The following is a 14284-nucleotide window of genomic DNA, read 5'->3' as shown; positions in this document are numbered from 1 at the left end:
GGAGCGCGGTCGTGGAAAGCGGCCGGAGCGGGATCAAGATCCTGGCCGCCGCGCTCACACTCTCGCTGGCCGCCGGCTGCACGGTCGCCGGGAACGCGGCCGAGGACGGCAAGGAGCAGATCGTCATCGGCTACCAGTCGAAGACCATCAACACCGTCACGGCCGGCACCCTGCTGCGCGCCCAGGGCTACCTCGAGAAGCGGCTGGGCGACAAGTACCAGGTGGTCTGGCAGGACTACGACACCGGCGCGCCGATCACCGCGCAGATGATGGCCGGGAAGATCGACATCGGCTCGATGGGCGACTACCCGCTGCTGATCAACGGCTCGCGGGGGCAGCAGTCCGAGCAGACCCGCACCAGGATGATCGCCGTCACCGGCTACAACCTGCACGGCGCCCTGAACACCGTCGTCGTCGCACCCGGCTCGCCGGTGCGGAGCCTGGCCGGCCTGCGCGGCAAGACCGTCTCCACCAGCGTCGGCTCGGCCGCGCACGGCCTGCTGGTGCAGGCGCTGCGCCGGGCCGGCCTGGATCCGGAGAAGGACGTCAAGGTGGAGAACCAGCAGCCGCCGGTCGGCGCGTCGGCCCTGCAGTCCGGCAACGTGGCGGCTCTGTCGCAGTTCGTCGCCTGGCCCGGCCTGCTGGTCGAGCGCGGCGAGGCGGAGGTGCTCTACGACGGCGGCGAGCTGAACGTGCCGACCCTGCACGGCACGGTGGTCCGCCAGCAGTACGCCACCGAGCACCCGGACGTGGTGAAGGCGTTCCTGGCGGCTCAGCAGGACGCCACCGAGTTCCTCTGGAAGCAGCCGCTGAAGGCCGCGGAGATCGTCGCCGGGCAGACCGGGCTGCCGGCCGAGGTGGTCTACCTCTACAACGGCGCGAACGGCATCGCCACCTTCGAGCTGCCGCTGACGTCGTCGCTGAAGCAGGCCCTGCGGAACGACGTCCCGTTCCTGAAGTCGATCGGCGTGCTCCAGGGCATCGACCTGGACGCGTTCGTCGACGACTCGTACCTGCCCGGGACCATGGGCACGAACGGCGCGGTCCTGTCCGGAACCGATCCGATCTGTAAGACGCCGATCGGCGCCGGCGCGGGCGAGCTCTGGCTCACCGGCGAGGAGACGACGCAGCCGGCCGCCGACCCGGCCTGTCTCCTGAAAGCCGTCAAGAACGCCGAGAAGTCCGGCAGGCAGGTCCGCGCCGCCTACGTCCCGGACACCAACACCGGCACCCGCTGGTTCGCCGACAAGAGCATCTGGGTCCACGACGGCACCCGATTCCTGCCCTTCACCACCCGGGCGGCCGCGGAGAAGTACGGAAAAGGCACCGTCATCAACTACGAGCAGGCGGTGGCCGCGGCATGACCACCCTGACCGCCATCAAGCCACTCATCCTGAGGAGCCGGGCGAAGCCCCGTCTCCGCTGGCTGATCCGAGCCGCCTCCCTGATCGGCGCCCTGCTCCTCTGGCAGTGGCTGACCAGCGCCGACGTCGTCCTGTGGCTCCGCTTCGACCGCCTGCCCACCCCGATCGAGGTCACCGACCAGCTGACCCGGCTGCTCCACGACCCGGTCTACTACCAGGACATCGCCCAGAGCCTGGTCCGCATCCTGACCGGTTTCGCCCTGGCCGCCGTGCTCGGCGTCGGTGCCGGCATCGCGGTGGCCCGCTCCTGGCTGCTCGCCGACGTGCTGCAGCCGCTCTTCGAGGTGCTCCGCCCGATCCCGGCGATCGCCCTGGTCCCGGTCGCCATCCTGGTCTTCCCGCGCAACGAGCAGGGCATCGTCTTCATCACCTGCACCGCCGCGTTCTTCCCGATCCTGGTCAGCACCCGGCACGCGGTCCGCGCGCTGCCGGAGGTCTGGGAGGACGCGGTCCGCACGATGGGCGGCAGCCGCCGGCGGGTGCTGTTCAGCGTGGTGCTCCCGGGCGCCCTGCCCGGCGTCCTCGGCGGCCTGTCGGTGGGCATGGGCGTCTCGTGGATCTGCGTCATCTCCGCCGAGATGATCTCCGGCGACTTCGGAGTCGGCTACCGCACCTGGCACGCCTACACGATCGTCGACTACCCCGCCGTCCTGGTCGGCATGATCACGATCGGCGTGCTGGGCTGGGCCACCGCCGGGGCGGTCGAGCTGCTCGGCCGCCGGGTCACCCGCTGGCTGCCGCGACACCTGAGGGAGCAACGATGAGCGGCCTGGCACTGCGCGCCGACCGGGTGAGTCTCGGCCACGGCTCCCGGTCGGTGGTGCGCGACCTCTCCTTCGAGGTACGCCCGGGCGAGGTCTTCGCCGTCCTCGGCGCGTCCGGCTGCGGCAAGTCCACCCTGCTGCGCGGCCTCGCCGGCCTGCTCCCGGTACGCGACGGCGCCCTGTACGCCGACGACCGGCCGATCGTCGCGCCGGCCCCGGAGCGGGCGCTGATGTTCCAGGACGACGCCCTGCTCCCGTGGCGCTCGGTGCGCCGCAACGTCGAACTCCCGCTGGCGATCCGCGGCCTGTCCCGCACCGCCCGCCGCCGGCGCGCCGAGCAGTGGCTCGACCGGGTCGGCCTGGGCGATCAGGCCGACCGGCTGCCCGCCCAGCTCTCCGGCGGCATGCGCCAGCGTGTCCAGCTGGCCCGCACGCTGGCCGGCGAGCCGCGCGCGGTGCTGATGGACGAGCCGTTCGGTGCCCTGGACGCGCAGACCCGCGGCGCCATGCAGCGGCTGCTCGCCGACGTGCTGCGCAGCACCGCCGCCACCGTCGTCTTCGTCACCCACGACGTCGACGAGGCGCTGTTCGTCGCCGACCGGGTCGCGGTGCTGACCCCGGCCGGCATCCCGACGCTGGTCGACGTCCCGGAGCCCCGGGACCCGGCCACCCGCGGCACTCCGCTGGTCCGGGAGGCCCGCGAGGAACTGCTGGCCGCACTCTTCGAGAGGAGCCCGGCGTGACCCGGGAATGGGAAACCGACGTCCTGGTGGTCGGCGGCGGGACGGCCGGCACCATGGCCGCGCTCTCCGCCGCCGAGCACGGCGCCCGGGTGCTGCTGCTGGAGAAGGCGCACGTGCGGCACTCCGGCGCCCTGGCCATGGGCATGGACGGCGTGAACAACGCCGTCATCCCGGGCAAGGCCACCCCGGAGGACTACGTCCGGGAGATCACCCGGGCCAACGACGGCATCGTCAACCAGCGCACCGTCCATCAGACCGCCACCCGCGGGCACGCCATGGTGCAGCGCCTGGAGCGCTACGGCGTCAAGTTCGAGAAGGACGAGTACGGCGAGTACGCCGTCCGCCAGGTGCACCGCTCCGGCCGGTACGTGCTGCCCATGCCGGAGGGCCGCGACGTCAAGAAGGTGCTCTACCGGCAACTGCGCCGCCGCGAGATGCGCGAGAAGATCCAGATCGAGAACCGGGTGATGCCGGTCCGGGTGCTGACCGGCGACGGGCGGGCGGTCGGCGTGGCCGGGTTCGACACCCGCAGCGGCGAGTTCGTCACGGTCCGCGCGAAAGCGGTCATCCTGGCCACCGGCGCCTGCGGCCGGCTGGGCCTGCCGGCCAGCGGCTACCTGTACGGCACCTACGAGAACCCGACGAACGCCGGGGACGGGTACGCGATGGCGTACCACGCCGGCGCCGAGCTGTCCGGCATCGAGTGCTTCCAGATCAACCCGCTGATCAAGGACTACAACGGTCCGGCCTGCGCGTACGTCGCCAACCCGTTCGGCGGCTACCAGGTCAACAACCGGGGTGAGCGGTTCGTCGACTGCGATTACTGGTCCGGGCAGATGATGGCCGAGGTGGCCCGCGAGCTGGACTCCGACCGCGGTCCGATCTATCTGAAACTGAGCCACCTGCCGGACGAGACGATCAGCGCCATCGAGGGCATCCTGCACACCACCGAGCGCCCGTCCCGCGGCACGTTCCACGCCGGGCGCGGCCACGACTACCGTACCCACGACATCGAGATGCACATCTCCGAGATCGGCCTGTGCGGCGGGCACTCGGCGTCCGGCGTCTGGGTGGACGAGAACGGGCAGACCACGGTGCCGGGTCTCTACGCGGCCGGCGACCTGGCGTGCGTCCCGCACAACTACATGATCGGCGCGTTCGTCTTCGGCGACCTGGCCGGGACGCACGCGGCCGGCAGCACCGCCGGGCACGCCGCGCTGCCGCACGATCAGATCGAGGCCGCGAAGGCGTTGATCTACCGGCCGCTGGACCACCCGGACGGCCCGCCGCAGCAGCAGATCGAGTACAAGCTGCGTCGCTTCGTCAACGACTACGTCGCCCCGCCCAAGTCGGCGGCCAAGCTGGAGATCGCCGTCGAGACGTTCCAGCGGATGGCCGCGGAGATCGACGGCATGGGCGCGCGTACCCCGCACGAGCTGATGCGCTGCGTCGAGGTCAGCTTCATCCGGGACTGCGCCGAGATGGCCGCCCGCGCCTCGCTGGTGCGCACCGAGAGCCGCTGGGGTCTCTACCACGAGCGCGCGGATCACCCGCGGCGCGACGACGCGGAGTGGCTCTACCACCTGAACCTGCGGCGCGGCCCGGCCGGCGAGATGGAGTTCGTCAAGCGTCCGGTGGCCTCCTACCTGTTCCCGGTCGACGGCTTCGAGCCCCCGCCGGGGCCCGAGCAGACCCGGGTCGAGGAGGTCCGTCACTTCGCGGTCACTTCCTCGACCCCGCTTTCGGTACGCCCGGAGCACGACGTCACCGCCGCACCCGCGGCCGACCGGATCGTGGCCGTCCTGGCTCTCGCGGACGCCCAGGCCGCGCTGGACGGTTTCGCGCCCTACCTGGCCGACCCCGACCCGGGCGTGCGGCAGACCGCTGTCGCCACGCTCACCGAGGTGGCCCCCACCGGGGTCGCGGACGCGCTGGTCACCGCGCTCGCCGACACCGACGCCGGGGTCCGGTCCGCCGCCGTGACCGGACTGCGCGAGCTGGCCGACGTGCTGCCGGCCACCGAGGGGCTGGCCCAGCGGCTGCGGACCGCCTACGCCGGCACCGACCCGGCGGTCCGCGAGGTGGTCGTCGAGCTGCTCCGGGTGATCGGGCTCGGCACCGCCGCCGACTTCCGGGCGGCCGCCGAGGACGTGGAGGTGGCGGTCCGGCTGCAGGCCGTCCGCGGCCTGGTCCGCCGCGACGAGGTGGCCGGCCTGGCCGCGGCCGCTCTCGACCCGGCCCGCGAGGTCCGGGTGGCCGCCGCGCACGGCCTCGGCACCGTCGGCGACCCGCGCGGCGGCGCCGCGCTGGAACGGCTGGCCGGCGACGGTGACCTCCTGGTCCGGGCCGCCGCCCTGGCCGCCGCGGCACCGATCGGCTGCCCGGCGCCGCTGGCCGGGCTGGCCATCGCGCGACTCGACGACCCGGCGTGGCAGGTCCGCGAGGGCGCGGCCAAGGCGCTCGGCGCGGCGCCGCCCGAACTGGCCGTGCCAGTGCTGCTGACCGCGGCCAAGGACGCCAACCTCGACGTCCGCAAGGCCGCGATCCGCTCACTGGCCGGCTGGCCGGACCGCGACGACGTCCGATCCGCCCTGACCGAGGCGAGCACCGACGGCGACGCCGACGTCCGCGCCTGGGCCCGCCGCGCCCTGGCCGGGTAGCGCCGAGCGCCTGTTCCGGAGTCCGGAACAGGCGCTCACACCGGGTCCCCTTGATCGACACGCGTGGTCTCCGGAACAGATTCCGGCAACCCTTGAATCGGTGTGCTGGCAGCCGATGCTCCGGCTATGACCAAGGAACTCATCCCGGGCACTGGCCCCGGCGATGCGGAACGACGTGCCTCAGGAGTTCTCTACGGCCGCAACGCCACCGAGGTCGCCGGGCGAATGGAACCCGCCGGTGACACCGTGGCCTATCGGCGGGTGCTCAGCCCAGCCGCACACCGGACCTTGATGGGCGTCGCGGCCGTACACATCGTGCTGGCCGTCGCCCTGACCATCTACCTGGTGGTACCGGCCAACCTGCCCCGGTTCGGCGCGGTGCCCGCCGCCGGCGGCATCGTGATGGCCGCCGGGCTGGGCCTGATGATCGTGCTGCAGCTGATCGTGGCGCTGCGCACCTGGGTGCTCGCCTACTTCGCGGCGCGGGCGGTCGACCCGGTCCCGATCAAGCCGGCCACCGGCCTGCGGGTGGCGGTGCTGACCACGATCGTGCCCGGTAAGGAACCGGTCGAGCTGGTCATGGCCACCCTGCGGGCGATGCTGCGGATCCGGCATGACGGACCGCTCGACGTCTGGCTGCTCGACGAGGGCGACGACCCGCACGTCGCGCGGCTGTGCGCGGAGATCGGCGTACACCACTTCAGCCGCAAGGGCCACCCGGAGTGGAACCAGGACAGCGGCCCGTTCCGGCGCAAGACCAAACACGGCAACCACAACGCGTGGCGGTCGATGCACGAGGCCGACTACGACGTCGTCGCCCAGATGGACCCCGACCACGTGCCATACCCGAATTTCCTGGAACGCACCCTGGGCTACTTCCGTGACCCGGACACCGCATTCGTGGTCGCCCCGCAGGTCTATGCGAACCTGGGCGACTCGTTCGTGGCCCGCGGCGCCGCCGAACTCGCCTACGTGTTCCACGGCATCATGCAGCGCGGCGGCAACGGGCACGCCGCGCCGCTGCTGATCGGCACCAACCACCTCTACCGGCCTGCCGCGTTCGCGCAGATCGGCGGCTACCAGGACTGCATCATCGAGGACCACCTCACCTCGATGGTCGTGTACGCGGCGGTCAACCCCGGCACCGGCAACCACTGGCGCGGCGTCTACACCCCGGACATCCTCGCGGTCGGCGAGGGCCCGGCGACCTATACGGACTTCTTCAGCCAGCAGAAACGTTGGGCGTACGGAATCTGGGAAATCGCCCGCCGGCACTCCCCGCGGCTGCTGCCCCGGCTGCCGCGCCGGGGCCAGCGCCTGGCGTTCTTCGCGTTGCAGTCGCACTACCCGACCACCGCGGCGTCGTGGGTGATCGGTGTGGCGCTCAGCGCGATCTACCTGGTCGGCGGCGTCTCCGTGACCCGGCTCCCGGCCCTGGTCTGGGGCGTGCTGTTCGCCGCGAACCTGACGGTCGGCCTGGGGTTCTTCCGCATCACCCAGCGCTACAACCTCGTCGAGCACGAGCGCCGGTCCTGGGGCCTGACCGGCATGGCCCTGGAACTGATGACCGCGCCGATCTACGTGGCCGCGGCCGCCGCCCAGCTCGCCGGCCGGCCCCTCGCCTACGTGGTGACCGCCAAGGGCAAGGCCGCCACCGGCGACACCTGGCGCACCTTCCGACCCCACCTGGGCTGGGCTGCTGTCGCCGCCGCCTGCATGACGGCCGGCGTGGTTCTGCACCACGACTGGTGGTCGCTCTACCTGTGGACCGGGATCAGCCTGCTCACCTGCCTCGCCCCGCTGGCCCTGCTCGCCGCTGACGGCATCGGCCGCCGGGTCCGCAGCGCCGCCGCCACGATCACCGGCCGCCGCCGCATCGGCGAGCAGTTGATCCGCCAGGGCCTGCTCAGCCGCCAGGAACTGGAGGAACTGCTCGAACTACAGGCCGGCGACGGTCGCGGGCAGCGACTCGGCGACCTCGCCGTCCAGCACGGCTACGTGCCCGCTGACCGGCTCATCTGACCAAGAGACTGACCATGCCCCTGCCCGGGGCCAGCTGAGGGGCGCCACCCTGGCGGGCGGCGCCCCTCTCCTGACCCGGGACGGTCGCACCTCGCTCATCGTCGCCGCCGTGGCCGCCGCTGCCCTCGCGGGCCGCTCGAACACCGAGGCCGCCGGCAGCGCGGCCCCGATCACCGCCGGGCCCGGCCGGTCCCCCGCCGGCGCCGGATCAGCCGGGAGAGACGTGCTCGTCCCAGCGGCTCGGCACCCGCATCATCGGTGGCCCCCTCCGCGCGTCCCCGCGCCGCGCCCGGGACGCTACCTTGAACCATCGATGATCGCCGACGGATCGGGGCGGGGATGGCGGATCAGCGGGTGGTGGATGTCCAGCTCGCCGGGGCGGCGCGCGGAAGAATTCCGGCTGGGCCGCGGTGACCGCGCCCGATCCGGCGATCTGCGCACGGTGGCGCCTGGTCCCCGGCGCGTTGCTCGGTGCCCGGTCCACGCACACCTGGGCGGTGACCCGCGACGGCCGTCCCCACATCCTGCAGCGGCTGGACCAGCCCGACTGGCGTTACCCGCTGCGGGTCGCGGCGGCCCTGCGCGAGCAGGGCTGGCCCACTCCGGAGCCGGCCGAGGAACCCTGGGCCACGCCGGGCGGCGTCTGGCTGCTCACCCACCGGCTGCCCGGCCGGCCCGTGGTGACCGGCGGCCCGGACACCCTCGCCCAGCAGCGGCACCGCGGACGGCTGCTCGCCGAACTGCACGCGGCGCTGGCCGCGACCGGGATCACCCGGCAGCGGGACGGGTTCCGCGAACCCGCCGGCCTGCTCGGGGACCCGGAGCTGGAGCGCACGCTGACGGCGTACGAAAGACTGCACCCGGACGACGGCCGCCTGTTACTGGCGGCTCGTGAGGCGACCCTGGCGTGGTTCGCCGCCAACCCGGCCGGCGCCGCCCCGCGCGGCGTGCTGCACGGCGACTTCACCCCGTGGAACCTGCTCTTCGAGGACGGCCGGCTGACCGGCGTGCTGGACTTCGAGGCCAGCCACCGCAATTTCCTGGTGGCCGACTTCGCGCTCGCCTGGCGCGGTTACCAGGACGCGGTGATCAGCGGTTACCACGAGGTACGCCCGCTGTCCGACCTGGAGCGCCGACTGATCACCCCGGTCTACCGCGCGTGGCTGTTCCTCGGCGTGGCCGGCGCCGACCCGGCCACCCTCGACCTCCGCTGGAACGTCGCTCACCTGCGGCGGAGCACTCCTTGACCGCGGCCACGACTTCCCTTCGAAAGCGATTTCCGGTACGACTCGGAGCCCCGTGCCGATCGGCTCGCGAGACCGCTCCCCCGCCGGACGGCCACGCGTGTCGTGCGGATCCGCTCCGGGTCACCGCGGGCACGTCACGGGCCTGACCGCCTCGCGGACCGGCCGGCGCCAGGATCGGCGGCCACCGGGGGCGCCACGCGTCTCGTCCGGGTTCACGGCCGGCTTCGGGCGCGCCATCGGGACGCGTCGACTCGGCGTCCCCGCGGGAGCCGCATGCGACGGCTCGGGATCGCCGTGCGGGTCGGCGGATCCGCACGAGCCGCGCCACGGCCGTGCGGGGGCCGGGCCTCGCGAGCCGGTCGGCACGGGGCTACGAGTCGTACCGGAGGAAGATCCGGAAGCGTGCGGGCGGCGCCGCGGCAGCGAGGGTGGTGTGCCGGAACAGGCGGCGCCGGTGTGGTGACATCGGGAAGATCATTGTTCGGCCTAGGGTGGTGGATGCTATGACGACGCAAGACCAGGACGCCGCTGAGGCGCTCGAGACGCGACCCTGTGCACACTGCGGGCGGCCGGTGCCGCAGCGGGCCTCTGCCGGGCGGCCGTTCCGGTATTGCCGGGACAACGACGGGGAGTGCCAGCGCGCCTCCCGCAACGTGCGGATGCGGCATCGGTCGTCGCCCGGGCTGGCCGGTTCGGTGGCGCGGACCTGGGAGGTGGTGGACCGCCTCGACCAGATGGTGGGCACGCTGACCGAGGCGCTGCATTCGGAGATGTCGCCGGCCGGGGTGGAGCGGCAGGTCGCCGAGGTGCGGGCGGAGACGTCGCGGGCGGTGGCGGCCGCGCACGGGGAACGTGACGACGCGCGCCGGGACGCCGAGCAGGCGGCCACCGCCACGGCGGCGGCCCAGCAGATCGCGGTGGCGGCCACCGCCGAGCGGGACGAGGCACGGCAGCGGGCCGTCGCGTCGGAGCGGGCCGCCGAGGAGGCCGGCAAGCGGGAGCAGGCGGCTGTCGAGGCGCGCGACGAGGCGGTGCGGGCCGCCACGGCGGCGGCGGCGCTGCGCGAACGGGCCGAGGCGGAGCGCGACGCCGCGGCCGAGGAACTGTCGGTGACGCGGCGGGAGCTGCAGGAGACCAAGGGGCAGCGGGACGCCGCGGAACGCGATCTCGCGGCGGCGCTGCGGGAGCACAACGAGTTCCGGCGGACGGCGGAGGAGGCGGCCGGGCGGGCGGAGGAGGCCCTCGCGGCGGCGCGCCGGGAGGCCGGGGACCTGCGGGAGGCGGCCGGGCGGGCGGATCGCCGGGCGCAGGCCGCCGAGACGTCCGCCGCCGAGGCCGCCGCGACCGCGGAACGGTCCGCTGCCGAGGTGCTCGAGGTGCGCGCGGAGCTGGCCTCGGTGGCGGCCGACCGGGACGGGTTGCGCCGGGCCGCGCAGGAGTTCGACCGGGTGCGGACGGAACTGGCCCGGGCCGGTGACGAGCGGGCCGAGTTGGAGCAGCGGCTGGCGGCGGCGCGGGCCGACGCGGACGCGGCGCACCAGCGGGTCGCGCAGCTGACCGGGCAGGTGAGCGATCTGGCGTCGGCGCTGGCCACACTCGGTACCGGCCGCCCGGCAGCGGCGCCGGCACCGGCACAGGCGGGCTCGCCGGAGGGCTGACCCGGGCCGGTCCGCCACCCCACGATCACCGAGCGAGACCCGGGGAGGCTACCGACGTCCGGGTTAATGGGTGGTGAACGCGCGAGTGACCGACATCGCACCACCTGCAGACGAGCCAAATCCGGGTAAAATGGACCAAGGTCCACTTCACGACCGTTCAAATTACGGTGTATGGTCGCTGGCCGGTTACGCTCATAGCGTTACATGCCCTTTACCGGGCGGGTAAGAGACCGATAGATACTCGGCGGGCGCAGGAATCCGGCGGCCGCCCCTTTCGTTACACCAACGAGAGCAGCACCACGAGCGAGGGGAAGCCGATCATGGGCGAACGCATGCTGCGCGGCAGCCGTCTAGGCGCAGTCAGCTACGAGTCCGACCGTAACACCGAGCTGGCGCCCCGACAGACCCGTGAGTACCTGTGCGTCAAGGGTCACCAGTTCGAGGTTCCGTTCGCCGTCGACGCCGAGGTGCCGACCACCTGGGAGTGCAAGTTCGACGGCAGCGTGGCCCGGCTGGTCGACGGCAGCGAGCCGGAGCAGAAGAAGGCGAAGCCGCCGCGCACCCACTGGGACATGCTGCTGGAGCGGCGATCGATCGCCGAGCTGGAAGACATCCTCAACGAGCGCCTGCAGGAAGTGCGGACCCGCCGGGGCCGCTGACCGCAGCGAGCACCAACGCGAAAGGGCCGTCCCGATCCGGGACGGCCCTTTTCCGCATGTCTCGTCGGCCGGCTAGCGGACGATCTCGCCCTCGATGGCGGCGGCCGGTTGGCGCGGGGGCGGCGGCACGTCGCCGACCACCGACGCGTCGACGACCGTCGGGTCCTCGACGCGGACCCGGACCCGGCGCGGGCCGAACAGGTCGCCGGTGGCCGCGCCACCGAGCCGGCGCTCGGCGAACCGCTCCACCGCCCGGCGCCCCAGGATCCGCCCCGGCGGCACCAGCAGGATCAGGCCCAGCGCGGCGGTCACGAAGCCGGGCAGCGCCAGCAGCAGCGCGCCGCCGAGGCCGACCAGCGAGTGAGCCACCCCGGCGCCGGGTGGCCGGCCGGCCGCCGCGGCCTGCTGGAAGGCCCGCCAGCCGCGGATGCCCTCCCGGCGCAGCAGCGCGAACCCGGTCAGGGTGAGCGCGGCGAGCAGCAGGAACGCCCAGCCCGCCCCGATCAGGTGGGCCACCGCCAGGAACGCCGCGACCTCGGCGACCGCGAGCAGCGGGAAGACGAAGGGAAGGTAGGCCATCCGGCTACGACGCATCAGAGTCCTCCGGTGTCAAGTGGTGCCCCTCCAGCATGACACCGGAACCTGCGACTCGGCTGAGTGCGGGCCGTCACGGCCAGGTCTGCTGCTCCTGCTTCGGCTTGCGGCCGAGCAGGCTCAGCAGGCTGTCCTTGCGGGCCTGAGCGCCCCACAGGGTGACCCGGAGCAGCTGCTCCTTGAAGATGTTGCCGCTCATCTTGCTGACGCCGTGTTCGCGCTCGGTGAAGGTGATCGGCACCTCGACGACCCGGAACCCGCCGCGGTAGGCGCGCCAGGCCAGCTCGACCTGGAACGAGTAACCGGTGGAGGCGACGCTCGGCACGTCGATGGCGTCCAGCACGGTCATCCGGTACGCCCGGTAACCGCCGGTGGCGTCCTTGAACGGCATGCCCAGCGCCATCCGGATGTAGATGTTGCCGCCGCGCGAGAGCAGCAGCCGGTGCATCGGCCAGTTGTGCACGCTGCCACCGGGGATGTACCGGGTGCCGAGCACCGCGTCCGCGCCGGCCAGCGCGTCGAGCAGCTTGTGCAGTTCCTCGGGCGCGTGCGAGCCGTCCGCGTCCATCTCGACGACCGCGTCGTACCCCTTGTCCTTGGCCCAGGCGAAGCCGGCCTTGTAGGCGGCGCCGAGGCCCTCCTTGCCGGCCCGGTGCAGCACGAAGATGTGGTCGTCGGCGAGCGCCAGCTCGTCGGCGATGTCTCCGGTGCCGTCCGGTGAGTTGTCGTCGGCGACGAGGATGTCGACGTCCGGGACCGCCTCGCGGACGCGCCCGGTGATCAGGCGGACGTTGTCGGCCTCGTTGTACGTCGGGATGATCACGAGGACCCGTCCCACTCCCGGGTACCCTTCGGCCTCGCTCACCGTTCCTCCACGCTCTCGTCGGTGCTGATGATGGTCCGCCGCCGGCGCAGGGGCAGGGCGACGGCCAGTGCGATGACGGTCAGTCCGACCGCGATCGTCTCGGGCCAGATGCCCGAACGAGTGGCAAGCGTACGCGAACCCCCGGTGGACATCGCATGCACCACCACTTTCGCGGTGTTGAACGCCGTCTCTCCGTGCACACCACCCCGAGTATCCACGAACGCCGATATGCCGACGGTGGAGACCATCAGCGAGTCGCGACCGTGCTCGACGGCGCGCAGTCGTACCATCGCCAGCTGCTGGCGGGCCTCGCCCTCGTCGAAGGTGGCGTTGTTGGTCTGCACCGCGAGGATCTGGGCGCCTTTCGCCACGGTGTCGCGGACGATCCCGTCGTAGGCCACCTCGAAACAGATCACGTCGCCGAGGGTGAGCGCGCCGGTGTCGACGACGCCGGCGTGGTCACCGGGCAGCATGTTTCTGACCAGGTCGACCTTGTCGCTGACCAGCCGGGCCACCGAGCGCAGCGGCATGTACTCGGCGAACGGGACCGGGTGCTGCTTGACGTACGTCTGGTCCAGGTCGGGACCGGTGAGCGGCATCCAGAGCAGGCCGGCGTTCTTGATGTCGCCCGGCGTGTCGGTGTGCAGCACCGTGCCGACCAGGATCGGCACCCCGATGGCGCGGGCCGCGTCGGAGATCTCCTGGGCGGCGTCGGCGTTGCGCAGCGGGTCGATGTCGCTGGCGTTCTCCGGCCACACCACCAGGTCGGGTTTCGGCTGCCTGCCGGCGGCCACGTCGGCGGCCAGCCGCCGGGTGGCGGTCACGTGGTTGTCCAGCACCGCCCGGCGCTGCGCGTTGAAGTCGAGGCCGAGCCGGGGCACGTTGCCCTGCACGATGGCCACGGTGCGGGCCGGGCCGTCCGGCGCGGACAGCGGCACCGCGGCCGGCGCGCCGATCAGCACCCCGGCGGCCACGGCGAAGCCGGCGGCGCCCAGCGCCGCGGACCGGTTCCACCGGCGCCAGGCCAGCGCGACCAGGGCTCCGCCGGCGGCCGCCACCGCGAAGGTGACCAGCGGCGCGCCACCCCAGGCGGCCAGCCGCAGCGCCGGGGCGTCGCCCTGGCTGAAGGCGAGCCGCCCCCACGGGAAACCGCCGAACGGCGCCCGGTCGCGCAGCGCCTCGTCGGCCACCCAGAGCAGGCCGGTCAGCAGCGGCCACAGCGCCCGCCGGCGGTCGACCAGCGGGGACAGCCAGGCGGCGGCCAGGCCGAGCAGGCCGAGCACCACCGCCTCGGCGGTGGACAGCAGCGCCCAGGGCAGCCAGCCGGCCGCGATCCGGGTCCACTCCAGCAGCGGGTAGAACAACACCGCGCCGGCCAGCGAGCCGAGCCCGAAGCCGGCCCGCAGGCGCCGTCGGTGCACGGCCGCCGCCAGCAGCGCGACGCCGGCCGGGGCGAGCCACCACAGGTCGTACGGCGGCAGGGCCAGCAGCAGCGCGAGGCCGGCGGCCACCGCGAGGGCGGCGGCGACCGGCAGCCGCAGCGGTCGCGGCCCGGCCGGCGCCGGGGTGCCGGGACCCGGCTGCGCGAGGTCGGGTGGCGGCATCGTCATTTCCACGCCAGGCAGGCTACCTGCCGGTCCGCGCCCGG

The 14284-nt window shown here is 73.3% G+C and carries 11 protein-coding genes; 8 read left to right on the top strand and 3 right to left on the bottom strand.

All coding sequences use genetic code 11. The features are described 5' to 3' along the window. The first annotated feature begins 11 nt into the window (after nucleotides 1-11). The 8 genes from Actob_RS14720 (at nucleotide 12) to Actob_RS14685 (ending at nucleotide 11177) form a co-directional block, all read left to right on the top strand. The gene (locus Actob_RS14720) at nucleotides 12-1364 is read left to right on the top strand and encodes an ABC transporter substrate-binding protein (protein WP_284920733.1); all 1353 of its coding nucleotides are present in this window, start codon (nucleotides 12-14) and stop codon (nucleotides 1362-1364) included. Beyond that, nucleotides 1361-2188: an ABC transporter permease gene (locus Actob_RS14715; protein ID WP_284920732.1), complete on the top strand. Its 828-nt coding sequence runs from the start codon at nucleotides 1361-1363 to the stop codon at nucleotides 2186-2188. Before Actob_RS14720 ends, Actob_RS14715 begins: the two co-directional genes overlap by 4 nt. Beyond that, nucleotides 2185-2931: an ABC transporter ATP-binding protein gene (locus tag Actob_RS14710; RefSeq protein ID WP_284920731.1), complete on the top strand. Its 747-nt coding sequence runs from the start codon at nucleotides 2185-2187 to the stop codon at nucleotides 2929-2931. Before Actob_RS14715 ends, Actob_RS14710 begins: the two co-directional genes overlap by 4 nt. Beyond that, nucleotides 2928-5591: a fumarate reductase/succinate dehydrogenase flavoprotein subunit gene (locus Actob_RS14705; protein WP_284920730.1), complete on the top strand. Its 2664-nt coding sequence runs from the start codon at nucleotides 2928-2930 to the stop codon at nucleotides 5589-5591. The genes Actob_RS14710 and Actob_RS14705 overlap by 4 nt, the downstream gene beginning before the upstream one ends. A gap of 126 nt (nucleotides 5592-5717) precedes the next feature. Beyond that, entirely contained in the window at nucleotides 5718-7613 is a 1896-nt protein-coding gene (locus Actob_RS14700; RefSeq protein ID WP_284920729.1) for a glycosyltransferase family 2 protein, read from the top strand. 410 nt (nucleotides 7614-8023) lie between these two features. Beyond that, nucleotides 8024-8860, top strand: a complete 837-nt coding sequence (locus Actob_RS14695) for a phosphotransferase (protein ID WP_284920728.1) — start codon at nucleotides 8024-8026, stop codon at nucleotides 8858-8860. Nucleotides 8861-9363: 503 nt separating this feature from the next. Then, nucleotides 9364-10518: a coiled-coil domain-containing protein gene (locus Actob_RS14690; RefSeq protein ID WP_284920727.1), complete on the top strand. Its 1155-nt coding sequence runs from the start codon at nucleotides 9364-9366 to the stop codon at nucleotides 10516-10518. A 320-nt stretch (nucleotides 10519-10838) separates the two neighbouring features. Further along, nucleotides 10839-11177: an RNA polymerase-binding protein RbpA gene (locus Actob_RS14685; protein WP_014689763.1), complete on the top strand. Its 339-nt coding sequence runs from the start codon at nucleotides 10839-10841 to the stop codon at nucleotides 11175-11177. 72 nt (nucleotides 11178-11249) lie between these two features. Here the strand turns inward: Actob_RS14685 and Actob_RS14680 are convergent, their stop codons facing one another. The 3 genes from Actob_RS14680 to lnt all read right to left on the bottom strand — a co-directional run bounded on the left by Actob_RS14680 (nucleotide 11250) and on the right by lnt (nucleotide 14246). Continuing rightward, the gene (locus Actob_RS14680; protein WP_284920726.1) at nucleotides 11250-11771 is read right to left on the bottom strand and encodes an FxsA family protein; all 522 of its coding nucleotides are present in this window, start codon (nucleotides 11769-11771) and stop codon (nucleotides 11250-11252) included. Between the two features lie 73 nt (nucleotides 11772-11844). After that, nucleotides 11845-12636 carry a polyprenol monophosphomannose synthase gene (locus Actob_RS14675; RefSeq protein WP_284920725.1) on the bottom strand — a complete coding sequence of 264 codons (792 nt, stop codon included), beginning with the start codon at nucleotides 12634-12636 and terminating at the stop codon, nucleotides 11845-11847. After that, nucleotides 12633-14246 carry an apolipoprotein N-acyltransferase gene (gene lnt / locus Actob_RS14670; protein WP_284922324.1) on the bottom strand — a complete coding sequence of 538 codons (1614 nt, stop codon included), beginning with the start codon at nucleotides 14244-14246 and terminating at the stop codon, nucleotides 12633-12635. The genes Actob_RS14675 and lnt overlap by 4 nt, the downstream gene beginning before the upstream one ends. Nucleotides 14247-14284 lie beyond the last annotated feature (38 nt).

It is taken from the genome of Actinoplanes oblitus, assembly GCF_030252345.1.
GTDB lineage: Bacteria > Actinomycetota > Actinomycetes > Mycobacteriales > Micromonosporaceae > Actinoplanes > Actinoplanes oblitus.
Note: the sequence above shows the minus strand (reverse complement) of the source record. Positions and strands in the feature narration are given on the sequence as shown.